This is a genomic window from Flectobacillus sp. BAB-3569 (assembly GCF_002270355.1).
In the GTDB taxonomy this organism is placed as follows: Bacteria; Bacteroidota; Bacteroidia; order Cytophagales; family Spirosomataceae; genus Flectobacillus; species Flectobacillus roseus.
In genome coordinates this window covers 417,198-442,406 of sequence record NZ_NJFZ01000005.1, presented here as the reverse complement: position 1 = coordinate 442,406, position 25,209 = coordinate 417,198, and the positions used below count along the sequence as shown (strand labels likewise).

18 protein-coding genes and 1 pseudogene are annotated in these 25,209 nt (G+C 38.4%); 10 read left to right on the top strand and 9 right to left on the bottom strand.

The window, feature by feature from the left end; all coding sequences use genetic code 11:
• Window positions 1–47: 47 nt before the first annotated feature.
• A complete protein-coding gene (locus tag BWI92_RS05570) occupies window positions 48–1,694 on the bottom strand; it encodes a hypothetical protein (protein ID WP_141234695.1) in 1,647 nt (548 codons plus the stop codon).
• Window positions 1,695–1,697: 3 nt separating this feature from the next.
• On the bottom strand, window positions 1,698–5,558 hold the full coding sequence (rpoB, locus tag BWI92_RS05565; RefSeq protein WP_095161120.1) for a DNA-directed RNA polymerase subunit beta: 3,861 nt from the start codon (window positions 5,556–5,558) through the stop codon (window positions 1,698–1,700).
• A 455-nt stretch (window positions 5,559–6,013) separates the two neighbouring features.
• On the opposite strand from rpoB, the gene BWI92_RS05560 reads away from it, so the two are divergent.
• Window positions 6,014–6,457, top strand: a complete 444-nt coding sequence (locus BWI92_RS05560) for a DoxX family protein (protein ID WP_095161119.1) — start codon at window positions 6,014–6,016, stop codon at window positions 6,455–6,457.
• 222 nt (window positions 6,458–6,679) lie between these two features.
• On the opposite strand, the gene rplL is transcribed toward BWI92_RS05560, so the two are convergent.
• From rplL to pbpC, 5 genes are all read right to left on the bottom strand, one after another.
• Entirely contained in the window at window positions 6,680–7,060 is a 381-nt protein-coding gene (gene rplL, locus BWI92_RS05555) for a 50S ribosomal protein L7/L12 (protein ID WP_026997920.1), read from the bottom strand.
• A gap of 115 nt (window positions 7,061–7,175) precedes the next feature.
• Complete coding sequence (gene rplJ / locus BWI92_RS05550; RefSeq protein ID WP_095161118.1) at window positions 7,176–7,709, bottom strand: 50S ribosomal protein L10; 534 nt, start codon at window positions 7,707–7,709, stop codon at window positions 7,176–7,178.
• Between the two features lie 2 nt (window positions 7,710–7,711).
• Window positions 7,712–8,410, bottom strand: coding sequence for a 50S ribosomal protein L1 (gene rplA / locus BWI92_RS05545; RefSeq protein ID WP_095161117.1), 699 nt, complete (start codon window positions 8,408–8,410; stop codon window positions 7,712–7,714).
• Window positions 8,411–8,505: 95 nt separating this feature from the next.
• The gene (gene rplK, locus BWI92_RS05540; protein WP_095161116.1) at window positions 8,506–8,955 is read right to left on the bottom strand and encodes a 50S ribosomal protein L11; all 450 of its coding nucleotides are present in this window, start codon (window positions 8,953–8,955) and stop codon (window positions 8,506–8,508) included.
• Between the two features lie 478 nt (window positions 8,956–9,433).
• The gene (pbpC, locus tag BWI92_RS05535) at window positions 9,434–11,758 is read right to left on the bottom strand and encodes a penicillin-binding protein 1C (protein WP_095161115.1); all 2,325 of its coding nucleotides are present in this window, start codon (window positions 11,756–11,758) and stop codon (window positions 9,434–9,436) included.
• Window positions 11,759–11,841: 83 nt separating this feature from the next.
• Here pbpC and BWI92_RS05530 point away from each other — a divergent pair, with 83 nt between their 5' ends.
• The gene (locus tag BWI92_RS05530) at window positions 11,842–13,242 is read left to right on the top strand and encodes an MBL fold metallo-hydrolase RNA specificity domain-containing protein (RefSeq protein WP_095161114.1); all 1,401 of its coding nucleotides are present in this window, start codon (window positions 11,842–11,844) and stop codon (window positions 13,240–13,242) included.
• Between the two features lie 113 nt (window positions 13,243–13,355).
• Here BWI92_RS05530 and BWI92_RS05525 read toward each other — a convergent pair whose 3' ends face one another.
• Entirely contained in the window at window positions 13,356–14,540 is a 1,185-nt protein-coding gene (locus tag BWI92_RS05525; RefSeq protein ID WP_310588862.1) for an aminotransferase class V-fold PLP-dependent enzyme, read from the bottom strand.
• A gap of 169 nt (window positions 14,541–14,709) precedes the next feature.
• Here BWI92_RS05525 and BWI92_RS05520 point away from each other — a divergent pair, with 169 nt between their 5' ends.
• On the top strand, window positions 14,710–16,185 hold the full coding sequence (locus BWI92_RS05520) for a Gfo/Idh/MocA family protein (protein ID WP_095161113.1): 1,476 nt from the start codon (window positions 14,710–14,712) through the stop codon (window positions 16,183–16,185).
• A 140-nt stretch (window positions 16,186–16,325) separates the two neighbouring features.
• On the opposite strand, the gene BWI92_RS05515 is transcribed toward BWI92_RS05520, so the two are convergent.
• Window positions 16,326–16,625, bottom strand: a complete 300-nt coding sequence (locus BWI92_RS05515; protein WP_095161112.1) for a LytTR family DNA-binding domain-containing protein — start codon at window positions 16,623–16,625, stop codon at window positions 16,326–16,328.
• 306 nt (window positions 16,626–16,931) lie between these two features.
• Here BWI92_RS05515 and BWI92_RS05510 point away from each other — a divergent pair, with 306 nt between their 5' ends.
• The 7 genes and pseudogenes from BWI92_RS05510 to BWI92_RS05490 all read left to right on the top strand — a co-directional run bounded on the left by BWI92_RS05510 (window position 16,932) and on the right by BWI92_RS05490 (window position 24,829).
• Complete coding sequence (locus tag BWI92_RS05510; protein WP_095161111.1) at window positions 16,932–17,453, top strand: phosphoheptose isomerase; 522 nt, start codon at window positions 16,932–16,934, stop codon at window positions 17,451–17,453.
• 608 nt (window positions 17,454–18,061) lie between these two features.
• A complete protein-coding gene (locus BWI92_RS05505; protein WP_095161110.1) occupies window positions 18,062–18,664 on the top strand; it encodes a TetR/AcrR family transcriptional regulator in 603 nt (200 codons plus the stop codon).
• 103 nt (window positions 18,665–18,767) lie between these two features.
• Window positions 18,768–18,896 carry a hypothetical protein gene (locus BWI92_RS28460; protein WP_255406677.1) on the top strand — a complete coding sequence of 43 codons (129 nt, stop codon included), beginning with the start codon at window positions 18,768–18,770 and terminating at the stop codon, window positions 18,894–18,896.
• A 41-nt stretch (window positions 18,897–18,937) separates the two neighbouring features.
• Window positions 18,938–19,402: pseudogene (locus BWI92_RS28070) on the top strand (TolC family protein); the annotation flags it as partial.
• Window positions 19,403–19,456: 54 nt separating this feature from the next.
• Window positions 19,457–20,116: a TolC family protein gene (locus BWI92_RS28065; protein ID WP_310588867.1), complete on the top strand. Its 660-nt coding sequence runs from the start codon at window positions 19,457–19,459 to the stop codon at window positions 20,114–20,116.
• Between the two features lie 32 nt (window positions 20,117–20,148).
• Entirely contained in the window at window positions 20,149–21,264 is a 1,116-nt protein-coding gene (locus tag BWI92_RS05495; RefSeq protein WP_095161109.1) for an efflux RND transporter periplasmic adaptor subunit, read from the top strand.
• 208 nt (window positions 21,265–21,472) lie between these two features.
• On the top strand, window positions 21,473–24,829 hold the full coding sequence (locus tag BWI92_RS05490) for an efflux RND transporter permease subunit (RefSeq protein WP_095161181.1): 3,357 nt from the start codon (window positions 21,473–21,475) through the stop codon (window positions 24,827–24,829).
• The last annotated feature ends 380 nt before the right edge of the window (window positions 24,830–25,209 follow it).

Here is a 25,209-nt window from a genome sequence, read left to right as displayed (position 1 = left end):
TACGATTTAGCGAGGATACTTAATCACTTATGAAAAAAACTAATTATTTATAAAACATTCCAAGTAAGATTTGTCTTATAATATTTTGCTTTTGACTCCTGATAATCACACAAGATTAACTCGTAAGATCCTTTGTACAGTTCGCTTTTTGATATAATCGTATTGTATTCTGAGCTTTGCAAATAAGGTTTTTTTGATGCCAACTGAACTCTACTTGGATTATATACAAATAAATGTTCTTTCGACTTCAACAGATAATAAGTTCCACTAAGTCCAGATTGCTCTAGATTATTACCGTCTAATGTCAATGTGGAATCTGTTACCACAGATTGCAAAGTCAAGGTTTCCTTCTCAAAAGTCGGTTTTTCAGCAAATGACTTCCATTCTTTGTGTAAAGGTGTTGCTGGAAAAACATAAGCTTTATAATGATTCATTAACGAATCGTTCGTCTTTTTGATAAAGTAGAATGGGTTATAGTGTGGATGAGTAGGAGGAACACCATCATAATAATGATTAAATGTTACTGCGGCTAAAAGTTTGGCACGCGAGGACATTAGTCCCCAAAATTTTGCATATCCTAAAAAGAAGACTGCCATAGAAAATCCTAAAGCAATTTTAGCAAAATGTGCATACCTTACATTCATCACAAAATATCCATACACCAACGCCAGTGCCATGAAAGCATAATAACGATGATTGGAAACTAACATCGTAAATTCTGGATCACTTCCTGTTCGACCAAATGCGATTACACTGGTTGTGAAAAGCAGGTATCCAAGTGCATAAAATGTAAATGATGCTACAAAACGTTCAGTGTGGTCTTTTGCTCTCATATTGAGAAAAGACTTCCACAAAACAAAAAATACCAAAAGTAGAGTCAAAAACCCTGCTATACCTGGTACTGTAGCCTTCCAAAAACTCAATGCCGACAAGGATAAATCAGCCCATCCACCCCAAATGTACAAAAACCCTAAAGGAATATAAGTTGGATGCTCTTGAAACGTCTTTAGTCCTAATTCAATAAATGGTTGCTTTTGGTAACCATGAAAATAGAATCCGACTATTATCGCCGCATAAGCCACCCACGCCAATAGCAGCTTATATTTCTTTTCTACTAATAAAATGACAGCTCCCAATGGTAGGGCAAAGATGCCACTACCAAAGGAAAAAATGCCCATTAATACAGCTCCAAATGCAAGATAATTCCACTTAGAATTTTTCTGTAACAACAGATATACTGTCCAAATACTATAAAACAATGCCCATAAGTACTGACAAGAAGAGTTTGCCCAAGTAATAATGATATAAATATGTAAAGGAAACATAAGATATACCATTGGCAACAGCTTACTACTACTTTCAACTCTTCTGAAGGTACTATACACTACTAAATACAATCCTAACAATGAGAAGTCTCCTATATAAGGGTAATAGTTGAAATGAATCTGACCAAATACCTTGTATTGAAACATACTCATCAGCGTCAAAATAGGAAAACGATACTCATTGTGCTGTGCAAACAATGCGGTAAGTTTTTCGCTAAAAGTTGATGCTTTTAGTTCTCCTAAAAATGCTCCTGCAACCATCGTGTAGTCATCATATATCACAAGATTCTGTGTATGATAAAAACAGAAGTAGGCAAACAGCAATGGAGGTATTATACCTAGTAAACAAACACCTAGTTTCCTTGTCATTTATTACTCTAACGTAATTTCTAGTGCTAAACCTCTTAGTTCGTGGATCAATACGTTGAATGATTCTGGAATACCTGGTTTTGGCATGTTTTCACCTTTAACGATAGCTTCGTATGCTTTTGCACGACCTACTACGTCATCGGATTTAACTGTCAAAATTTCTTGAAGGATATTAGCAGCACCAAACGCTTCGAGTGCCCAAACCTCCATTTCACCAAAACGCTGACCACCAAATTGTGCTTTACCACCAAGAGGTTGTTGCGTAATCAATGAGTATGGTCCGATTGAACGTGCGTGCATTTTGTCATCTACTAAGTGACCCAATTTCAGCATGTAAATAATACCTACTGTTACTGGTTGATCAAAACGCTCACCGCTAAGACCATTGTACAAGTATGTACGACCCCAAGCTGGCAATCCTGCTAATGTCAATTCGTGAGCAACTTCAGCTTCTGTAGCACCGTCAAAGATTGGAGTAGCGTATTTCTTGTTCAATTTTTCACCTGCCCAAGCCAATACTGTTTCATAAATCTGACCGATGTTCATACGTGAAGGTACCCCTAGTGGGTTCAACACGATGTCTACTGGAGTTCCGTCTTCTAAGAATGGCATATCTTCGTCACGTACAATACGGGCTACAACCCCTTTGTTACCGTGGCGACCCGCCATTTTGTCACCCACTTTCAACTTACGTTTCTTAGCGATATATACTTTCGCCAATTTCACGATACCTGCTGGCAATTCGTCTCCTACTTCTAATACGAATCTCTCACGTTTGAAGCGACCTACTAATTCGTTACGACGAACGTTGTAGTTTTTCACTAATTGTAACAACAATTTGTTGGCAGTATCATCATCACTAGCTTCTTCCAAAATCAAGTCAGCCAATAAGTTAGCCTCTTCAGGAACGCTATATGAGCTATCGTCACGGTACAAGTTTTTAGCTGGGAACAATGCTTCTTCGATGTTACGAGCTGTAAACTTGATTCCTTTTTCAAGGATAACCGAACCGAATTTATGTTTGATACCGTTACAAGTTTTACCTTCTAACAATTCAACCATCTTGCCTATCATCGTGGCACGGATAGAAGTAAGGTCTCTTGACAATTGTTTTGACAAAATTGCCAATTCTTTCTTCGCTTTCTCACGCTCGTCTTTGTCTTTCTTAGGACGGCTGAACAATTTGGTATCGATAACAACACCTTTCAATGATGGTGGCGCTTTCTTAGAAGCATCCTTCACATCACCAGCTTTATCACCGAAGATAGCACGAAGTAGTTTTTCTTCTGGAGTTGGATCAGACTCTCCTTTTGGAGTGATTTTACCAATAAGGATATCTCCTTCTTTTACCTCAGAACCTACACGTACTACACCGTTTTCATCTAAGTTCTTCACAGTTTCTTCAGAAACGTTAGGAATCTCAGCTGTTAATTCTTCTTCTCCACGTTTTGTATCACGAACTTCTAGCTCGAATTCTTCAATGTGGATTGAAGTAAAGATATCATCACGAACAACTTTCTCAGAAATTACAATCGCATCCTCGAAGTTGTAACCTTGCCAAGGCATGAAGGCTACTTTCATGTTACGTCCAAGTGCCAATTCACCTTGTTGTGTTGCATAACCTTCACAAAGTGCTTCTCCTTTTTTCACACGTTGTCCTTTACGAACAATTGGCTTCAAGTTGATTGTAGTATCCTGGTTAGTTCTACGGAACTTAATCAATTTGTATTCTTTTGTATCACCTTCAAAGCTTACTAAGTACTCATTAGGAGACATATCGTATTTTACAACGATTTTGATACTGTCTACATAAGCAATAACACCATCTGCTTCTGCCACAACCAATGTGCGAGAGTCAAGTGCTACACGTGCTTCAAGACCTGTACCTACGATAGGAGCTTCAGGGCGCAACAATGGTACGGCCTGACGTTGCATGTTTGAACCCATCAAGGCACGGTTGGCATCATCATGCTCCAAGAATGGAATCAAAGATGCTGCAACTGATACAATTTGGTTTGGAGCAACGTCCATGAATTGAGCCTCTTGTGGGTCAACTCTTGGGAAGTCACCTTCAAAACGAGCTTTTACACGATCGCTTTCAAACAAACCATCATCACCATAAGAAGCATTTGCCTGAATGATGTTTTTACCATCTTCTTCTTCTGCTGTCAAATAATGAACTTGGTCTACCTGAACTTTACCTCCTTCAACAACACGGTAAGGTGTTTCAATAAAGCCCATCGAGTTGATTTTCGCGTGAACGCAAAGTGATGAAATCAAACCGATGTTTGGACCTTCAGGAGTTTCAATCGTACAAAGACGACCGTAGTGCGTATAGTGAACGTCACGAACCTCAAAACCTGCACGTTCGCGAGAGAGACCACCAGGTCCAAGGGCCGACAAACGACGCTTGTGAGTAATCTCAGCCAATGGGTTTGTTTGGTCCATGAACTGAGAAAGTTGGTTGGTTCCGAAGAATGAGTTGATTACTGATGAAAGCGTACGAGCGTTGATCAAATCAACTGGCTTGAAGTCTTCGTTATCACGAACGTTCATACGTTCTTTGATTGTACGAGCCATACGAGCCAAACCTACACCAAACTGAGCATATAATTGCTCACCTACAGTACGAACACGACGGTTTGATAAGTGGTCAATATCATCGACTACAGCTTTTGAGTTGATCAAACCGATTAAGTATTTAACGATTGAGATGATATCATCTTTCGTCAATACTTTTGTTTCCATCGGAATATCATGTCCCAATTTCTTGTTAATTCTATAACGACCAACCTCACCTAAATCGTAACGTTTGTCAGAGAAGAACAAGTTTTGGATAATATCACGAGCTGTTTGCTCATCAGGTGCTTCTGTATTACGCAACTGACGGTAAATTTGCTCAACCGCTTCTTTTTCAGAGTTTGAAGAGTCTTTTTGTAACGTATTATAAATGATATTATAATCGTTTACGTTCATATCTTCTTTGTGAAGAATGATTGTATCAAGACCTGCATCTAAAATTGTTTCGATGTCATTTGCAGAAATAACAGAGTCACGTTCCAACAATACTTCGTTACGGTCGATAGATACTACTTCACCAGTATCCTCATCCACGAAGTCTTCTTGCCAAGTTCTCAATACCCTTGCAGCCAAACGACGACCTACTGCTTTTTTCAAAGTAGCTTGGTCAGCTCTAACTTCTTCAGAAAGGCCAAACAAGTCTAAGATTTCTTTATCTGAACCAAAACCAATCGCACGTAAAAGAGTTGTTACAGGGAACTTTTTCTTACGGTCGATGTAAGCATACATTACGTTGTTTACGTCAGTAGCAAATTCAATCCAAGAACCTTTGAAAGGAATGATACGTGCTGAGTACAATTTTGTACCGTTTGTGTGACGGCTTTGAGAGAAGAATACCCCTGGAGAACGGTGCAATTGCGACACAATTACACGCTCAGCTCCGTTGATTACGAATGAGCCACGCTCAGTCATGTAAGGAATATTTCCTAAGAATACTTCTTGCTCAATAGTTTCGAAATCTTCGTTGTCGTCATCGTTACAGATCAAACGAAGTTTCGCTTTTAAAGGTACTGAGTAAGTAAGACCACGGTCGATACACTCATCTACCGAATATTTTGGAGGGTCAACCGAATAGTCAATAAATTCGAGAACAAAGTTTTCACGAGAATCCGCGATAGGGAAGTTCTCTGCAAAAACCTTAAATAGACCCTCGTCATTACGATTTTCAGCAGGAGTTTCCAATTGGAAAAACTCCTGAAATGACTTCACCTGAATATCCAAGAAGTCTGGGTACTCAAGCAAATTCTTAACTTTGGCGAACGCGAGTCTGCCAGTGTTTGTCATGTGTGCCAAGGCTGTTACTGTTTTGAAGTTTACTGTAAAAGTTTACTGTTACCAGTTGGTATCAATGAGCAAAGAATGGTAAGCAAGGTTTTTCTTTGCAAAACTGACAAGTTTGGCTTTTGTGCCAAATGGAGCCTCGTAGATGTGAGTATCATTGTTTCCCTTTGCTAATCTTCCTACGAAAAAAGAAAAGTGTTTCGGAACCAAGTACTTATCAAATGGGATACAAAATCCGTAAAATCTTTGATAGCCTGCAAAATTATTAAATTAATCTTTGATTATCAAGTTTTTAGCAAGAAAATTTGGAGTTATGAGAAAAATGGATTATAACGCCCAAAACTCGTTAAAAATGCACTTGGTGACAGCTACCACTTGTTTGAAAGATTCATCTTCAGATATACTTGACATTGTCATTTAAAACATTTAACTTCCTCTAAATCAAACCTTTTACAACTATGTCAACTCTCGAACAAATTGAGCACTGGGGTGATACGCATCATCCAGCTTGGCTCGACATCGTACGTATTTTTTTGGGTGTTTTGCTTTTCATGAAAGGGGTTAGCTTTATAGGTGATACCACTTATCTTGCGACTTTAATTCAGGGATTACATTTTAATGCGTGGACAGTTGTGGCAGTGCATTATGTAGCATTTGCACATTTAGTAGGAGGGCTCATGATTATGCTGGGATGTCTTACCCGTACAGCATCAATCGCACAACTTCCTATCATGATTGTAGCAGTTTTCTTCACTAACCTCAGAAATGGCTTTAGTTATTTAAACTCTGAGTTATGGTTATCGGTATTTGTTTTAATTATGCTTATGGTATTTTCAGTAATAGGTTCTGGAGGATTCTCTTTTGATGAGTTTGTCAAAAGGAATACACCCAAAAGGAATTAAAGATAAACACAAACATGAGAGATACCCGAATATTGGGGATATCGGATGTTTGATTTTAGATTAATCAGTTTTAGAGTACTAATCCAACATAATAGCAAACCTTCATGCAGGACTAATTCTTGTACAAATGAAAGATTAAAATCATTAGTAAAAGTTGATATAAAGCAAAAAGAGCCATAACCTAAGGTTATGACTCTTTTCTTATACTGTATATTGTGTTAATTACTTAACTTCAACTTCAGCACCAGCTTCTTCTAAAGATTTTTTCAAGCCTTCAGCTTCTTCTTTAGAAACGCCTTCTTTGATAGCTTTAGGAGCGCCATCAACTACTTCTTTAGCTTCTTTCAAGCCAAGACCAGTTAAGTCTTTAACCAATTTAACTACTGCCAATTTGTTAGCACCAGCAGCTTTCAAGATTACGTCGAAAGAAGTTTTCTCAGCAGGAGCTTCAGCAGCATCACCAGCACCACCACCAGCTACAACAACTGCAGCAGCAGCAGCAGGTTCGATACCATACTCATCTTTCAAGATAGCTGCTAATTCATTAACTTCTTTAACTGTCAAGTTTACTAATTGTTCAGCGAATGCTTTTAAATCTGCCATTTTATTAATAGATTTTAATTGTTTACGATTTTGATTTACTAATATGCGTTATATTGTGCTTGGAAGCCTCTTTCAAAGAGTATGCCTTCAAGGAAGAATGACCAATGGTCTATTATTATCCTTCTCTTTCTGACAAAGTTTTCAAGATACCTGCCAATTTGCCTCCACTGCTTTGAAGAGCAGAAACAACGTTTTTCGCAGGAGATTGCAACAATCCAATGATGTCGCCAATCATCTCTTGTTTTGACTTCACATTTTCTAGAGCTACTAATTGATCTTCTCCGATGAACAAACCACCTTCGATAGATGCTCCTTTGAAACGGATTTTATCTTTACCAGCTTCTTTTTTGAAGTCTTTGATTAATTTAGCTGGAGTTTTAGGGTTTTCTGGTGAAAAAATAACACCTGACAAACCTTTCAAAACTGTTCCATTGAAAGCACTGTAATCAACACCAGTTGTTTCAAGTGCTTTAGCAATCAAAGTATTTTTAACAACACGGTATTCTAAACCACGTTGAAAACAAAGTCTTCTGAATGCGTTTACTTCTGCAACGGTCAACCCGCCGGTATCAGTGATGTAGAAGTATGGAGTAGCAGCGAACTTTTCGCTCAACTCACCAATAATGACTGCTTTTTCTTCTCTCGTCATGATTACAAACCGTTAACTGTTGCTTTGTCAATTTGAACACCTGGAGACATCGTTGAAGACAAGTTGATTGACTGAACGTATGTACCTTTAGCTGAAGATGGCTTCAATTTCAACAAAGTGTTGATCAATTCTTGAGCGTTTTCAGCCAATTTAGAAGGTTCGAATGAAACCTTACCAATTGAAGTGTGGATGATACCAGTTTTGTCAACTTTGAAGTCGATTTTACCAGCTTTCACTTCTTTCACAGCTTGACCTACTTCCAAAGTCACAGTACCTGACTTAGGGTTTGGCATCAAACCACGTGGACCTAAAACACGACCTAAACGACCGATTTTAGCCATTACAGTTGGCATAGTAATGATTACATCAATGTCTGTCCAACCTTTTTCGATTTTTTGGATATATTCATCCAAACCAACGAAATCAGCACCAGCAGCTTTAGCTTCCTCTTCTTTGTCAGGAGTACAAAGTACTAATACACGTACATCTTTACCTGTACCGTGAGGCAACGCTACTACGCCACGTACCATTTGGTCGGCTTTACGAGGGTCAACCCCCAAACGAACGTCGATGTCTACTGAACTATCGAATTTCGTATATGAAATCTCTTTCAAAATCTGAGCCGCTTGCGTAAGTGAGTACGCTTGCGTCTTGTCGTATTTCGAAAGAGCCTCTTTTTGTTTCTTTGTTAACTTAGCCATTATTTCTTTTCAATTTGAAAATTTGAAAATGTGCTAATTTGAAAAAGTTTAGATTTTGAAATGACGTATTTTTCAATCTTCTCATTTCCAAATCATCAAACCTTCAAATTAGAAAGGTTTTCTCCTGTAACTGTGATACCCATAGAACGAGCTGTACCTGCTACCATGCTCATTGCTGCTTCTACTGTAAAGCAGTTCAAGTCTGGCATTTTAGTTTCAGCAATTGTACGTACTTGGTCCCAAGTTACAGAACCAACTTTTTTCAAGTTTGGCTGAGCTGAACCAATTTTCACCTTAGCAGCTTCCAAAATCAAGATTGGAGCAGGAGGAGTTTTTACTACGAAATCAAATGATTTGTCTTTGTAGTAAGTAATTAATACAGGTAGGATAACACCTGGTTTATCTTGTGTTCTGGCATTGAACTGCTTACAGAACTCCATGATATTCAAACCCTTAGAACCCAAAGCAGGACCGATTGGAGGTGAAGGGTTTGCTGCACCACCCTTGCACTGCAACTTAACGTAGCCAGCTATTTCTTTTGCCATTTCTTTGTAATGTCTTTAAATGTTGGATTGTGACGCTAAACTTTTTCGCATAATTGCGAAATTTAATGCCAAGATTGACTCCTCTCTGCCAGTTGGGGTGGAAGCTTTCCCTACCTGATTGAAGTCGGGCGTTTGGGTAAGAAAATTTGTAACTGAACTTTCTGATTTACAGCATCTTGCTCTATCTCACAACAGGCAATCGTTGTGCTGCTACCGAAACGGACTGCAAAATTACGGCTTTCTTGTTAATATACAAATAGTTATAAAAAAAATTAGAGGATTTAGCGTTTTTTCTTATTTCTGCGCCTTTTTTACTCAAATGATGTCTATTTAAAATTGTAAGTAAGTGTTAAGATTGGGTTGTTGAGCTTTAATATAGGCAATGTCATCAATAAGGGTGTTGGGGAATATTCAAACCAGACTCGACTTTTAAGAAGTATTTAGTCTTGAATCATTGATACTGATTGGGCATGACAATCTAGCTCCTTTTAACTTGAATGTAGATATGCGAGGTACGCCCCTTGTCGTCGGTACATGAGATTTTTATTTTTCCTGCCTCTGGATAAAAAAACGTTTCTTGTTGAGGTGTACTTTTTTGATAGAGTTTATCATTGATGTACCAATAAATCATTTTTACGTCATTGCCCACTTGACAGCTCAGTTGGAGTTTGACCGATTCTTTAGGTTCTATCCAATATTCGGCACCATCATTAGGCGACGAAATGATAGGTGCATTGTTATTAAAAACCCTTGTACACTGTGGATTATGTGGTGGTATTTGTTCGTATTGAATATGTCGTGTTTGATACCATGCAATTAGCTCAGGGGCAAAAACAGGATATTGCTTTTGAATGGCTCCACTATCTGGCATACAAACAGCACAATAACTTATGGTAGCTGAGGGGTTTATCCAAACAGCTTTGGTATGCGCACAGCTCTGGGTATTAGATATCCCCATGATGTAATAATCTGTGATTTGATGATTGCAATGCTCACTTGGAATAAAACCTGTTTCGGCACAAACTTTGCGCATAGCTAAGTTGGCACCTGGACTAAACCATTTGGCAGAAGAATTATAGTCAATCGTATTAAAAATATCGAGCAAAAGTGGCGTAGCAATGTTGGCACCAGAAAGCTCTGGAACGCCCTCGCCCGAAAAATTCCCAATCCATATTCCTAATGTATATTTGGCATTATACCCAACACTCCAAGCATCTTTTTTACCAAAAGAAGTCCCTGTTTTCCAAGCTATTTTGGGCATTCGATAAGTATATTCATAATTGTTGGGTAAATCAGGACGGGTGATTTGACTAAGAATTTGATTTATTAAAAACGTAGCATCCTCAGACAGGATTTCAGTGGGTTTATTGGGATTTTCTTCTGCCAGTAATGTAGCCTTAGTAAATGTTCCCTGATGGGCAAAACTGGCGAAAAGATTGGTCAATTCTTCCAAAGTCACACCACAACCTCCCAGTGCTAGCGACAAACCCAGCTTCGACGCATTTTTCTTAATCGTTTGAAATTCGGCTTTCTTTAGTTTTTCAATCATACTAGCAGTAGAAATATCTTTCAACAATTTTACCGCAGGAATATTCAGAGAATTAGCCAAGGCAAATTCGGCTGTAACTTTCCCATGAAATTGTTTGTCAAAATTTTCTGGTTCAAAGCCTCCAAAATTGCTTGGCACATCGTTTATGGCTGATTTTGGCGTAATAATTCCTTTGTCCAAAGCAATTCCATATAAAAGAGGTTTGAGCGTACTCCCAGGCGAGCGAATGGCTCGGATACCGTCTACTTGTCCTCCATCAATAGGATTATTAAAATCCGCTGACCCCACGTAGGCTTCTACTTGTTTGGTTTGGTTATTGATTAACAGCACTGCTGCATTGTGAATATTGATACCATATAATCGGTTAACGTAGTTTTGAACGATTTTTTCTAATGTTAGTTGCAAATTTCTCCGTAAACTAGAATGTATCGTTGGCTCATTAGGATAGGTAGTTTTGAGTCGATAGGCTAGATGTGGCGCTAATTTAGGCGCTTCGTGTCGTCGTACTTGCAAAGGCTCAGCCAAGGCATCGTCTATATCTTGGGACGCAAACAAATCTGCTTCCGCAAAACGCTGTAACCATTTATTCCTTTCCTGTAAAACATAGGTATTGTTTTTTCCCAATCGCAAGCTCGATGGTCGATTAGGAATAATGGTTAAGGCTGTCGCTTCTGCCAAACTTAAAACATCAGGAGATTTTTGAAAATATAAAACAGAAGCAGATTTAAGCCCTTCAATATTAGAGCCATAAGGTACAAGGCTCAAATACATTTGGAGAATTTCATCTTTAGAATAATGCAATTCAAGTTGTATGGCTCGAATCATTTCGGTGATTTTATGCCAATAGGTTCGCTCTTGAGGATAGAGTAACCTTACTACTTGCATGGTAATTGTACTAGCGCCAGAGGTACGTCTCCCCTTAATAATATTGTTGAAAAAAGCACGACCCACAGCTATAGGATTAATGCCAAAATGATAACGGAACCAACGGTCTTCTTTAAAGATTATAGCCTTTTCGAGAGTCGGAGTAATTTCCTTGAGTTCAGTTTGCATTCGCCATTTATCGTGGGGATTTAAGAAGGCATGCAATATTTTGCCATCAGAATCAGTAATTACTGTAGAATATTGAGGGTTAACTTTCACAGGAAAAGCAATATCTAATACCACCAATAGCAAAATTACCACAATGCTTATTCGCCCATTGCGTGATTGATAGAGGCATTTTGCCCAATATTCTAGCTTTGATAGAGGCATTGAAAAAATGTTTTGATAAATTGTAAAAATAAGGCCTGTTTTATGAACAGCTAAGTAACTTAAAAATTCCTAGACTTGATAATATGAAAATTCAATTTCACGGAGCCGCACAACGAGTGACTGGCTCAAAGCACTTGCTAATTACTGAAAAAGGCACTAAAATTCTACTAGATTGTGGGTTATTTCAGGGTTTGAATACACAGGACATGAACCAAAAATTTGGTTTTGAGCCAGCCGAGATAGACTATGTCATTTTATCGCATGCTCATATCGACCATACGGGCTTATTGCCTAGATTGGTTGCCAAAGGATTTCAAGGACCGATTTTTTGTACTTCTGCTACCAAAGATTTAGCTACCTTATTGCTTGGAGACTCAGCAAGGATTCAAGAAAACGACTTGGCAAGAATCAATAAGCGTCGTGAAAAAAGGGGAGAAACTTTACTCGAAAATTTATATACGGAAGACGATGTGGCACAAACCATAGCGCAAATGCAAGCCGTCAATTTTCGTGAAGAAATTCAAATTTGCGAAGAAGTATCAGCCTTTTTTACCGATACGGGGCATATTCTTGGTTCGGCAGCCATTTCTTTAACAGTCAAAGAAGGGGAAAAATCCATTCATGTTTTCTTCTCAGGAGATATTGGTCGACCGCACGACAAAATTCTCAAAAGTCCAGAACCTTTTCCACAAGCTGACTATATCATTTGTGAGTCTACGTATGGTTCGCGTTTGCATGAGCCCGAGGCCGATGTAAAGTCAAGCTTACTCAAAATTGTAAAAAGAGTTTGTGTCGAACAAAAAGGCAAACTGATTATTCCAGCTTTTTCTATAGACCGTACTCAAGAGCTAGTTTATGCACTGGACCAACTCGAAGCAGAAGGGCATTTACCCAAAATTAAAGTATATGTAGACTCGCCGCTTTCGGTAAGCGCTACAATGGTCATGAAAAATCACCCCGAATGTTTTAATCCTGAAATATTAGCTTATCTCGAAAAAGGCGATGGTGATGCCTTTGGCTTCCCAAATCTACACTACATAAGTTCAGTGGAAGAATCCAAAAAGTTGAATGATAGCCCAGAGCCTTGTATTATTATTTCGGCATCGGGTATGGCAGAAGCAGGGCGTATCAAGCACCATATCGCCAACCATATCAACGATGTACGTTGTTGTATCCTTTTGGTAGGATATACTTCTCCTGATAGTTTGGGAGGACAATTAAAATCGGGAGCAAAACAAGTACATATTTTTGGAGAAAACCATGATGTTCGTGCAGAGGTGTTGGTGATGGACTCTTTCTCAGCTCATGCTGATTATCAAGAAATTATTTCTTATTTATCATGTCAAAACAAAGAAGAAGTCAAAACTATTTTCTTGGTTCATGGTGAACTAGATACTCAAGAAATATTCAAAGAAAAATTAGAAAAAGAGGGATATCAACACATCGAAATCCCTCAAATGCATCAAGAAATAGAGCTTAATTAAAAGTCTATTTCAAAAATAAGCTTTGAGCTATCAGCTATCGAGCAAAATCGATAAAATATCCTTTTTTGTTTTTATCCGAAAGCCGAAACCTGATAGCTCAAAGCTCTAATTGACTACTGAAGTGCCTGTGCCCAATCAGCTATCAAATCTTCAATATTTTCCAAGCCTACCGAAACTCGTAGCAAATTATCTGGTGTTGGACTTGTTGGACCTTCAACCGATTTTCGATGCTCGATTAAACTTTCGACTCCTCCCAAACTCGTTGCTGTAGTAAACAACTGTAATTTCCCAGTCACATTCATCGCGTTGATAGCATCCCCTTTTACTTGTACTGACAACATGGCTCCAGCCTGTGACATTTGTTTTTGCGCAATAGCATATTGCGGGTGTGATGGTAAACCAGGGTAATGCACCGCTTCTACTGCAGGATGCTGTGCTAGATATTCGGCTAATTGCTGAGCATTGGCCGTTTGCGCTTTTACACGCAACGACAAGGTTTTGATTCCTCTTGCTACCAACCAACATTCGAACGGAGAAGGTACTCCTCCAGTCAACTTTTGGATTGTTCTGATTTTAGTTGCTAATTCTCCATCTTCTTTTAAAATTAAAGCTCCACCCAATACGTCGCCATGTCCACCAAAATATTTTGTAGTTGAATGCATGACAATATCAGCCCCTAACAACAAAGGGCGTTGTAGCACAGGCGTTGCCCAAGTATTATCTACAGCACACAACGCTCCGTGTTGGTGTGCTAAATCTGCAATAGCTGCAATATCCGAAACTTTTAGCTGAGGGTTAGAAGGTGTTTCGAGCCAGATCAGTTTGGTATTAGGCTGAATGGCATTTTTTACTGCCTCCAAATCGGTAGTATCCACTTTGGTAAGCGTAAGTCCCCAGTGCGAAAAAATTTCTTCAATCAATACATTTGTAGCAAAATAAGCATCGTCTGGCGTGATAATATGATCACCAGACTTGAAAGACTGAAACAAGGCAGTTGTAGCCGCCATTCCAGATGCAAAGGCCAAACCAACCGTTCCTGCTTCAAGAACAGCTAAGCTTTTTTCTAGCAATTGGCGGTTTGGATTATCATTTCGCGCATAGATATACCCATGTGCGTACGATCCATCCGTTTCTCTTTCGAAAGTAGTCGAAAGATATATAGGCGAAGCAACCGCACCAGCATTGGCGTCGGTCATTTGGGTGCTTTTTATGGCTAAAGTTTCAAAATTCATCGGGAATGTTTTTTGTTTAAAAGTTTGTGCTGAAGTAAGTGCCCAAAATGGCATTTCAGTTGACACAAATTTAGTCTAGTATTTTGGATTTTGTAACAATTTACCGATGCCGACATAAAAGGACAACAAGTAATTCCTTTCATAATAGCTTTGAGTAAAGCACTTTTTAAGTATATTTATAAGTCCTTCAAAACGACCTATTACGTCTTCTTATTTAACCTAATTTTCTATTAAAATGACTGACTCAACAAAATTGCCATCGGGTAATGCTGGCAGTTCATCGAGAAGAGACTTTCTTAAAGCCGCTTCTTTGACACTCGGAAGTTTTTACATCGTTCCTCGTCATGTTCTTGGTAAGGGCTACACGGCACCTTCTGACAAGCTTAACATCGCAGCTATTGGTTGTGGTGGCAAAGGCTGGACAGACTTAAATGGCGCTTGGGATAATGGTCGTAACAATATTGCGACCTTGTGCGATGTAGACGACCGTCAGGCTGCTAATGCTATCAAAAAATTCCCTAATGCTAAGTATTACAAGGATTTTAGAAAACTTTTAGAAGCCGAAAAAAATAACATTGACGCCGTAACTGTGTCTACACCAGACCATACGCACTATGTAATTGCCATGGCTGCTATGCAAATGGGAAAACATGTTTACGTTCAAAAACCATTGGCTCACAACATTGCTGAGGTTCGTAAGATGACCATTGCCGCTCGTGAAAATAAAGTGGTAACACAAATGGGAAACCAAGGCTCATCGGGCGATGGAGTTCGTCGTATGATGGAATGGTACAAAGCTGGCTTAATTGGAGAAGTAAATCGTGTACATGCTTGGACAAACCGTCCTGTGTGGCCACAAGGTTTAGCCAAACCTCAAGGTAAATTTGATGTACCAAGCGAATTGGATTGGGACTTGTGGTTGGGACCAGCAGCGTACGAAGAGTACAACCCTGGATACCACCCATTCAACTGGCGTGGTTGGGTTAACTTCGGTACAGGTTCACTAGGGGATATGGCTTGTCACATGATGGATCCTCCTTATCGAGTGTTAGGACTAGGATATCCCTCAGAAGTAGAATGTAGCATTAGTGACGTATGGACAGGGCCTTTCAAACAAGGTTATTTCCCTGAAAGTTTTCCAGCGTCTTCGATGATTCACCTCAAATTTCCAAGAAAAGGAAAAGAGCCTGTGAAAATGACTTGGTACGATGGCGGCTTAATGCCCGAACGTCCTGAAGAAATCCCTGCGGATGTAAAACTTGGAGACTGGAGTGGCGGTGTGCTATTAATGGGTACAAAAGGTGTAATGATGTGTGGTGTCTATGGCGCTAACCCATCGCTTTGGCCAGAAGCCAAACTCAAGGAAAAGGGCGATAAACTTCCTATTTCTATTCCAAGAGTTGTGGGTGCCGACAACGAGGGGCATTACCAACAATGGCTACAGGCTTGCCGTGATGGATTTGGCAAACATCAACCATTAAGTTCATCGTTTGACTATGCAGGTCCTATGTCCGAAACCGTATTGATGGGTAATTTGGCCATTCGCAGTTATTTCTATCGTACTCCGAAAAAGGATAAGCAGTGGTTACAAGACTATGAATATCCGGGACGCAAAAAGTTGTTGTGGGATGGTGAAAATATGCGTATTACCAATTTTGAAGAAGCAAATCAATTTGTGAAAAGAGAATATCGTCAAGGTTGGAGTATGTAAGCATGATTTAAGATTTTCATAAAATTCTAATTTCAGTATTTTACCTCATAAAAAAGGAGTGACTCTTATGAATCACTCCTTTTGTGTTAAGTAAATCGTATAAATTTTCACATTAGTATCTCGTTATTTCCAATCAGTTTCTAGAGATTACCTCGTCTACGACGGGCAATCGGTAAAATACTCTTATCGAGCAATTCAACATAGTCGCGGTGTACAACACGAATGTACTGGCGATTGACGAGGTGTTTGCGGCTAATTCGCACAAAGCCTTCATCAGTTTTGGTAGCAACTCGTCCTATGGTCTGAGCCATAATGTCTTTTCTACCTGTTTGTAAATGCACGAAGGTATAATTGATAGAGCCTTCGAAATACATAATATCTTGGGAAAAATAGAAATATTTTCTCCCAATACTCAAGTGGGACGGGCAATTGTTGTTCATAAGGGGGATGTTGAGCTATTAATTTTTAACATACAAGGTTATACAAATATCAAATTAGAGGCTCTGGCATCAAATACTTAGCATTCAGTATTTTAACAAACGGCTCAAAAGTCAAATTGGACAAAATGGAGATATTTTTTAAGGAAAAGTGAAATTATTTTAAGGTACTTAATCTGTAAGTAAAGGATTGTAACTTTGTGTGTTTAATCATCCTATGTTGTATAGCATGACGGCTCAATAGGGTATGTGTTTTACGAAGTAATCTCTTTGTAATGAATACATGTCCATTCAATCAACTATTATCTTATGAACCTAAACATCTCTCCCAACTCAAGCAAAGAAGAAATTTTTGAACAAATCGCTGCGGAATTAAATACGCTTGGTTTTAATGTAGTTAAACAAGATCAAACCCGTCCTTGGGGTGGTTTTTTTGTGATTGACGAAACTCAAGCTCCAGCTTTTGCAAGTACGTATTTTCCTCACTTGGAAATGTCTGACATTCAGATTACTAATAAATTAAGCCCTAAAATTTTGGTTGTTGCCCCAGAAAAACGCCTTTCTTGGCAATATCATTTCCGTCGTGCTGAGATTTGGAAAGTTATTGCAGGAACAACTGTAGGCGTAAAAATCAGCCCAACTGACGAAGAAGGCGAGGATGTAAAAAGATTAGAATCAGGAAGCTTTATTCAAATGGATAAAGGCGAACGCCATAGATTAATCGGTTTGGAGTCATGGGGGGTAGTCGCTGAGATTTGGCAACATACTGACCCTGAAACACCATCTGACGAAGAAGATATCGTTCGTTTACAAGACGACTTCGGTAGATAAGAGTGAATGTAACGCTTTATGCAGTAAGCCGTAGGCATTAGGCAAAAAGCTTTCATTATTTTAAGAGAAACTATTTTCAACATTTAGCCTACGGCATAAAGCTTAATGCCTATTGCGGGTATTTGCCCACTAACTTAATTCTAGTTTCATCATTGATTGACTGTAAGTTTTCAGAAAAAATTGTTTATCTCAAGCGTACATAAGACTTCATCCCTTTGATTTTGAGTACCTTCTGATTAAATTCCTATTTTTTGAAAACTTACAGTCTTTCTTATTAAAGTTACCCCCTATTGATCTTCTTTATCGCCGCATACCACTTTTCCCTTCTTCAAGCAAGCATAAATAAAATACAATTTGTTATAAAATTTCATAATATAATTATATTCCACAAAATCTTCTTTATCAACACTTTACCATTTATCCATACCCATTTCCACTCATCACACTGGTAGAACTTTTCTACAAAAAATCACAGAAAACTTTGAACCTTTTTAAAGTTTCCATAGTTTTGCCTTCAGAAACTTTGCAGAACGTGAAAGTTTCCAACCTCTGATAAACTTGCAAAACCTACCATATAATCAGGTCATTAGCAATTTTACATATTAGAAATGAAGGAAAGAATTATTGAAACTAGCGGTCGTTTGTTTATGCGTTATGGGGTAAAGTCTATAACGATGGACGACATTGCCAAAGAGTTGGGGATTTCTAAAAAAACCATTTATCAACATTTTTCAGATAAAGACGAGATAGTTTTTCAGGTTGCAGTACATCAATTAGAAGAAGATAAGTGTGAGTTCCAAAGCATGAATGACGCTTCGAAGAATGTGGTCGAAAAAATGGTTAAAACGATTGAAATGCTGAAGAAATCGTTTTGTGAAATCAATCCGACGATGCTTTATGACATCAAGAAATATCACCCTCGTGCTTGGAATTTGTTTATGGAGCATAAGCAGAATTTTATTCTGACTCAAATGATTAGAGACCTTGAAAAAGGTATCTCTGACGGGTTGTTTAGACCAGAAATCAAAGTAGAAATTATAGCCAAAATACACTTAGAATCAATTTTTATTGCATTTGATATGCAAGTTTTTCCACCTGATAGATTTTCGTTTATTGAAGTTCAAATCGCCTTGATTGACCATTTTATTAGAGGTGTTTTGTCAGACGAAGGTCTCAAAATGTATAATAACTATCTCAATCTATTGAGTTAATGAGAGATTGCTATCCTTTACCTCAGGCACATTGGCAATCTTTCTTTAACAGATACCCGTAGCATATATGTTCTTTAAAATTTTACTAATTATCTAGTCAAAAATGAAAACTAAACTTAAAAGTAGCTTACTGACTTTCAGTATATTGCTTACTTCGGTGGTAGCTCGTGCCCAACAAAGCTACACACTCAAGGAAGCGATAGATTATGCAGTAAAAACCATTCGAATGTAAAAACCGCACAACTTGATGTATTAAATGCCAGTGCTAAGGTAAATGAAATCAAAGCAATGGGATTGCCACAAGTAAACGCAAACATTGGTTACACCAACAACTTTATCATCCAAAGGGTTTTTATTCCAGCCAAAACATTTGACCCAAATGCTAAAGACGGCGATGTTGTAGCAGCAGAGTTTGGTGTTCGTAACAGTGGTAATGCCGTTGCAAGCTTGAGCCAGTTACTATTTGACGGCTCGTATACCTTAGGCTTAAAAGCTGCAGATGTTTATAAGGAATTGTCGGCCAAGTCACTTACGCAAACCAAACAGCAAATTGCTGAAAATGTTACGAAGGCCTATTATGGCATTCTTGTCAATGAAGAGCGTTTAGAAATTCTTAAGCTCAATATGGGTCGCCTTGATTCTCTTTTCAATCAAACCAAAGCATTAAATCTTCAAGGATTCGTTGAAAGACTTGACGTACAACGTTTAGAGGTACAAAAGAATAATCTTTCAATAGAGTACAAAAATGTAGAACGTTTGCAAGAATTGAGTTACAACTTGCTCAAATTTCAGATGGGATTACCCCTAACTGAACCCGTGGTAGTTACCGAAAAATTGAGCAGTGTCAACCTAAATGAGTTTTTACCAGAAAACGAAACTCCTTTTCAATATGGCGACCGTATAGAATATTCGATGTTGCAAACACAAGATCGTTTGGCTCAGCTAGATTTGAAAAACCAAAAAGCAGGCTATTTGCCAAAAGTATTCCTTACAAGTACGTATGGCTATTCGACGGGTCGTCCACAATTTGGCGATTTACTTACAAAACCTTGGTTTAACGCCGCTACAGTTGGCTTCTCTATCCAAGTGCCAATCTTTGATGGTTTCGCAAAAAAATACAAAATTATTCAAGCTGCTAATAGTGTACAGAAGATCAAAGAAAACTTTAACTTCTTGCAAAACAGTATTGACTTACAGGTAAAACAAGGTCAAATTACCTTGAAAAATGCCTACGAAACCCTTCAGGAACAAAAGCATAATATGGATTTGGCCAAAGAAGTTGTTCGTGTGACTAAAATCAAATATGAACAAGGTGTTGGTACTAACTTAGAATTAGTCAATGCTGAATCATCATACAAAGAAGCTCAAAACAATTATTTTGCTACTTTATATAACGTCCTAATTGCTAAAGTTGATCTTGACAAAGCTAAAGGCAAGTTATTTGTAGAATAATCCCTAATACTAAAAATCGCAAAAAAGAAATAATGAAAAAGCAATACTTAGCAATAGCCTCTGCCTTATTTTTATTGGCAGCCTGCAATAAATCAACTGATAAAAAAGCCGAGCTAGAAGCCCTAAAAGCTCAAAAACAAGAAATTGAAACCAAAATCAAAGGCTTAGAAAAAGAATTAGGTAAAACAGAGAAAAAAGAAGAACAAAAAATCGTAGCAGTATCTGTAAGCCCAATTCAAGCACAGAGCTTCAAGCACTTTGTTGAAGTTCAAGGTTTGGTAAGCTCTGAAAATATCGTGCAAGTTACTCCACAAATGAGTGGACAACTCACAAGCGTTTTAGTAACTGTTGGACAAGCTGTGAAAAAAGGTCAATTGGTGGCTACTGTCGACAATACCGTTTTGAAACAGTCAATGGCTGAAATCAAGCAACAACTAGACTTAGCCGTTACGCTTTTCAACAAACAAAAAGCACTTTGGGATCAACAAATAGGTACAGAGGTACAATACCTACAAGCAAAAGCAAATAAAGAAGCACTTGAAAAACGTATTGTAACAATGGAAGCCCAATTGGCAATGACCAAAGTATATGCGCCAATCGCTGGAACGGTTGAAGTGGTTCGCCAAAAGGTAGGTGAAATGGGTATGCCAGGACAACCTATTTTCCAATTAGTAAATGTAGGTAATTTGAAAGTTGTAGGTAAAGTAGCAGATACTTATTTGGGCTCTGTAAAACGTGGTGATGCCCTAAATGTGAAATTCCCAGATATTAACAAGGAATTGAATACAAAAGTAGGTGTGGTTGACGCCCTAGTTGATCCAGTTTCAAGAACTTTTGGCGTAGAAGCTAAAGTACCAAACTTGGGTGGTCAATTAAAGCCAAACCAAGTAGCTATCCTGACTATCAATGACTTGTCAAAAGCTAATTCTATTGTAATTCTTCAAAACTTAATTCAGAATACCGAATTAGGCGATATCGTTTATGTAGCTGTTACCGAAAATGGTAAAAAAGTAGCACGTGGTCGTAAAGTAAAAACGGGTTTGAGTTATAATGGTAATATCGAAATCCTTGAAGGACTTTCGGCTGGTGAACTTTTGATTACGCAAGGATACCAAGACTTAGTAGATGGAACTCCTTTGAGTTACTAATCCACATGAAGTATTTGGATTGTGGATAACTTATTGTTTTTCCACAATCCAATTTCAATCGCATCATTTCTAAGGATAAATAGGCAAGAAACACTTGCCAACAGACCATAGCATTAAAGCCAATGGCTGTATAACTATCTCTATTAAAATGGAAAATCAAGAAAAAGATATACAAGAATTACCTCATGGTAGTGGTGGAATCTATAATATGATTGGATGGCTTGCCTCCAATCAAACCACCGTTTACCTTTTCACCTTTATGGTGTTTTTGGCGGGTTTAGGTATCTACGGAAGCCTTCCCAAAGAACAATTTCCAGACATTAAAGTACCTCAGATTTATGTGCAAACGGTCTATTTTGGTACAACGCCTGCGGATATTGAAAACGTAATCAACAAGCCTATTGAAAAGCAACTAAAGACGATTCAAGGGGTAAAACGTATCAAATCAAATGCCTTGCAAGATGTTTCGGTTATTTTGATTGAATTTAATCCGAATGTAAAGGTTGAAGATGCCTTACAGCGTGTGCGTGATGCAGTAGATAAATCCAAAAAAGATTTACCTCAAAAGCTAGATTCAGGACCAACAGCACAAGATGTAAACTTCTCGGAATTCCCGATTATGAACATCAACTTGGCGGGTAATTATCCTTTAGGAAAACTCAAAGAATACGCTGAAGAGTTACAAGACTTGATTGAAGGTTTACCAGAAATTACCCGTGTTGATATCGTTGGGGCTTTGAACCGTGAAATCCAAATCAACCTAGACTTATACAAAGCTCAGGCTTCAGGATTATCTTTTACAGATATTCAAATGGCCGTTCAGGGGGAAAACATTAACATTTCGGGTGGTGACCTCAATGTCGATGGAGTACGTCGTACGCTTCGTGTAAAAGGTGAGTTCAAATCAGTTGACCAAATCGCCAACATTATGTTGCGTTCGTCTTCGGGTGCGATGATTCGTTTGGGTGATGTAGCAGAGGTTATAGATAGTCATGAAGAGCGTCAAGATTTTGCACGCTTAGACAACCGTTCGGTTATTACACTCAACGTAATTAAGCGTAGTGGAGCCAACCTGATTTCGGCTTCTGAGCAGATTGAAAAGATTTTGGACAAATACGAAGAAACTCGTTTGCCTCAAGGCGTAAAAGTACAAATCACTGCCGATACCTCAGAACGTACTAAATCTGATATTGATGACTTGGTAAATACCGTAATTCTAGGCTTTTTATTTGTAGTATTTGTATTAATGTTCTTCATGGGTGTGCGCGATGCCATCTTTGTGGGCTTGTCGGTACCATTATCAGCATTGATCGCCTTTATTCCTTTGTACTTCTCAGGCTTTACGCTCAATACGATTGTATTATTTGCTTTCTTACTAGGTTTGGGTATTGTGGTAGACGATGCCATTGTGGTAATCGAAAACTCTCACCGTATCTTTAATCAGTTCCGCAAGTTGAGCATTGTTGAAGCCGTAAAATTAGCGGCATCAGAGGTATTCTTACCAGTATTGTCAGGTACGCTTACTACGATTGCTCCGTTTGTACCGTTGTTGTTTTGGCCAGGTATTGTAGGTGAGTTTATGAAATTCTTACCTATTACTTTGATTTACACGTTGTTTGCTTCCTTGTTGGTTGCTTATGTAATGAACCCTGTTTTTGCGGTATCATTCATGAAACGTCACGACGAAGAAACACACCACGTAGAAGGTATCAAGTCTTTGCAAAAGCCTCTAATTGTTATGGGATTGTTGGCGGTAGTAGGTTATTTCATCAACTTCGGACTTGGTAACTTGTTTGTGTTTATCCTTGCGTTATACCTTTTCAACCACTTTATTTTATCGCCAAAAATCATCGTGCCTTTCCAAGAAACAGCACTTCCTGCGTTCAAAAATCGCTATCGTGCAGTAGTAGCTTGGGTGATTCATGGCAAACGTCCGATTGGTGTAGTAATTGCAACATTTGGTCTACTAGTATTTACATTCATCATGATGGGTATTGTACAACCTAAGGTGATTTTCTTCCCGAGTGGCGACCCTGATTATGTGTATATCTACAACGTGATGCCTGTAGGTACAGATGCTCGTAAAACTGACTCTATCACGAAAATTATTGAGAAAAGAGTATTTAATATTATCAAGAAAAACAAAGCCGAGATTGCTGTTAACTCGGTAATCTCGAACGTCGGTAAAAACGCAGGTGACCCAACAAACCCAGACCGTTCGGCTACTCCACAAAAATCAAAAGTGACGGTAGCATTTGTGAAAAAGACAGAACGTGGAGAGATTTCTTCTGAAAGTATCTTACAGGAAATTCGTGAGGAACTTAAGAAATCTCCTATCCCTGGCAGTGAAATTTCTGTAGAAAGAGAACGTAATGGACCTCCAACGGGTAAGCCTATTGCTATTGAAATTGCAGGGGATGACTTTACGGTTTTACAAAAACTTGAAAAAGACGTTAAAGAAAGAATTGAAAAGTCAGGGATCAAAGGTATTGATGAACTAAAAAGTGATTTGATTACCAACAAGCCTGAAATCATCGTTGATGTTGATAAGCAAAAAGCTCAAAGAGAAGGGATTTCTTCTTCACAAGTAGCCTTGGCGATTCGTACAGCATTATTTGGTTCAGAGATTTCAAAATTCCGTGATGATAAAGACGAGTATCCAATCCAATTGCGCATCAAACAAAGTGACCGTAATCAAATCGAGAAACTTTTGAGCTTGAACATCACCTATCGTGATATGACTATGGGAGGTGTTTTGCGCCAAGTTCCATTAAACTCTATTGCAACGATTAGTTATTCGACTACCTTTAGTCAAATCAACCGTAAGAATCAGCAACGTGTTGTAACACTTGGTTCGGATGTAGTAGCAGGTTATAATGCCAACCAAATTGTTGCTCAAATCAATGATTTGATTAAGGATATAGAAATTCCGAGTGGTTATACTGTGAAAATGGGTGGTGAACAAGAAGAGCAAGCCGAAACTGCAAGCTTCCTAGGAACTGCATTTGGTGGTGCTATTTTGCTAATCTTCTTGATTTTGACAATTCAGTTTAACTCTATCTCAAAACCAATCATCATTTTCGGTACTATCTTGTTATCATTGATTGGTGTATTATTAGGCTTTATGATATTCGGAATGACATTCTCTGTAATCATGTCAGGTGTAGGTATTATTGCCTTGGCGGGTATTGTAGTGAAAAACGGTATCCTCCTCATAGAGTTTACCGACGAACTACGAGGTCGTGGATATGAATTGAAAGAAGCCATTATCGAAGCTGGTAGCGTACGTTTGACTCCAGTATTGTTGACAGCCTCTGCCGCTATCTTGGGTCTAGTACCATTGGCTGTAGGTTTGAGTATTGACTTTGTAACGATGTTTACCGAATTCAATCCACATATTGCTTTTGGTGGCGACAGTGCGGTATTCTGGGGTATTTTGGCATGGACGATTATCTTCGGTTTAAGTTTCTCTACAGTACTTACACTTGTAATCGTACCTTGTATGTACTACATCAACGAACGAGTTCGTATCAAGTACTTCCGTAAGAAACCAGCAGTAGAGTAAAATTGAGTGCATTGAGATTGAGAGAATGAGTGATTATTTCTTCAATCTCAATGTACCTGTAGAGAAGCAGTGATTGCGTCTTATGCAGAGTTAAAATCAATCATAATAGCATCAAAAAAGGGGTTGGGAAATATTTTCCGACCCCTTTTTTGATGAATAGAAATAAGATAATTCGAAAGGAATTGTACTTCTCAAACTATAGAAAAGCAAAGACTTTTTATGAGATTTAGTCTATCCATAATCCACCGATGATTGATATAATCTGAATTTATCAATCATAAAATGCCGTATTTATGATTGATAAAAGTAGTTTTATTCCTCATTTCCCTAAAAAGATACCCTTTATGCTGTAAGGCATTAGGCAAAAAATGCTTAAATTC

Coding starts and splice junctions, on each gene's coding strand:
- BWI92_RS05570 (WP_141234695.1), bottom strand. CDS start 1,694: ATGACAAGGAAACTAGGTGTTTGTTTACTAGGTATAATACCTCCATTG.
- rpoB (WP_095161120.1), bottom strand. CDS start 5,558: ATGACAAACACTGGCAGACTCGCGTTCGCCAAAGTTAAGAATTTGCTT.
- BWI92_RS05560 (WP_095161119.1), top strand. CDS start 6,014: ATGTCAACTCTCGAACAAATTGAGCACTGGGGTGATACGCATCATCCA.
- rplL (WP_026997920.1), bottom strand. CDS start 7,060: ATGGCAGATTTAAAAGCATTCGCTGAACAATTAGTAAACTTGACAGTT.
- rplJ (WP_095161118.1), bottom strand. CDS start 7,709: ATGACGAGAGAAGAAAAAGCAGTCATTATTGGTGAGTTGAGCGAAAAG.
- rplA (WP_095161117.1), bottom strand. CDS start 8,410: ATGGCTAAGTTAACAAAGAAACAAAAAGAGGCTCTTTCGAAATACGAC.
- rplK (WP_095161116.1), bottom strand. CDS start 8,955: ATGGCAAAAGAAATAGCTGGCTACGTTAAGTTGCAGTGCAAGGGTGGT.
- pbpC (WP_095161115.1), bottom strand. CDS start 11,758: ATGCCTCTATCAAAGCTAGAATATTGGGCAAAATGCCTCTATCAATCA.
- BWI92_RS05530 (WP_095161114.1), top strand. CDS start 11,842: ATGAAAATTCAATTTCACGGAGCCGCACAACGAGTGACTGGCTCAAAG.
- BWI92_RS05520 (WP_095161113.1), top strand. CDS start 14,710: ATGACTGACTCAACAAAATTGCCATCGGGTAATGCTGGCAGTTCATCG.
- BWI92_RS05515 (WP_095161112.1), bottom strand. CDS start 16,625: ATGAACAACAATTGCCCGTCCCACTTGAGTATTGGGAGAAAATATTTC.
- BWI92_RS05510 (WP_095161111.1), top strand. CDS start 16,932: ATGAACCTAAACATCTCTCCCAACTCAAGCAAAGAAGAAATTTTTGAA.
- BWI92_RS05505 (WP_095161110.1), top strand. CDS start 18,062: ATGAAGGAAAGAATTATTGAAACTAGCGGTCGTTTGTTTATGCGTTAT.
- BWI92_RS28460 (WP_255406677.1), top strand. CDS start 18,768: ATGAAAACTAAACTTAAAAGTAGCTTACTGACTTTCAGTATATTGCTT.
- BWI92_RS28065 (WP_310588867.1), top strand. CDS start 19,457: ATGGGATTACCCCTAACTGAACCCGTGGTAGTTACCGAAAAATTGAGC.
- BWI92_RS05495 (WP_095161109.1), top strand. CDS start 20,149: ATGAAAAAGCAATACTTAGCAATAGCCTCTGCCTTATTTTTATTGGCA.
- BWI92_RS05490 (WP_095161181.1), top strand. CDS start 21,473: ATGATTGGATGGCTTGCCTCCAATCAAACCACCGTTTACCTTTTCACC.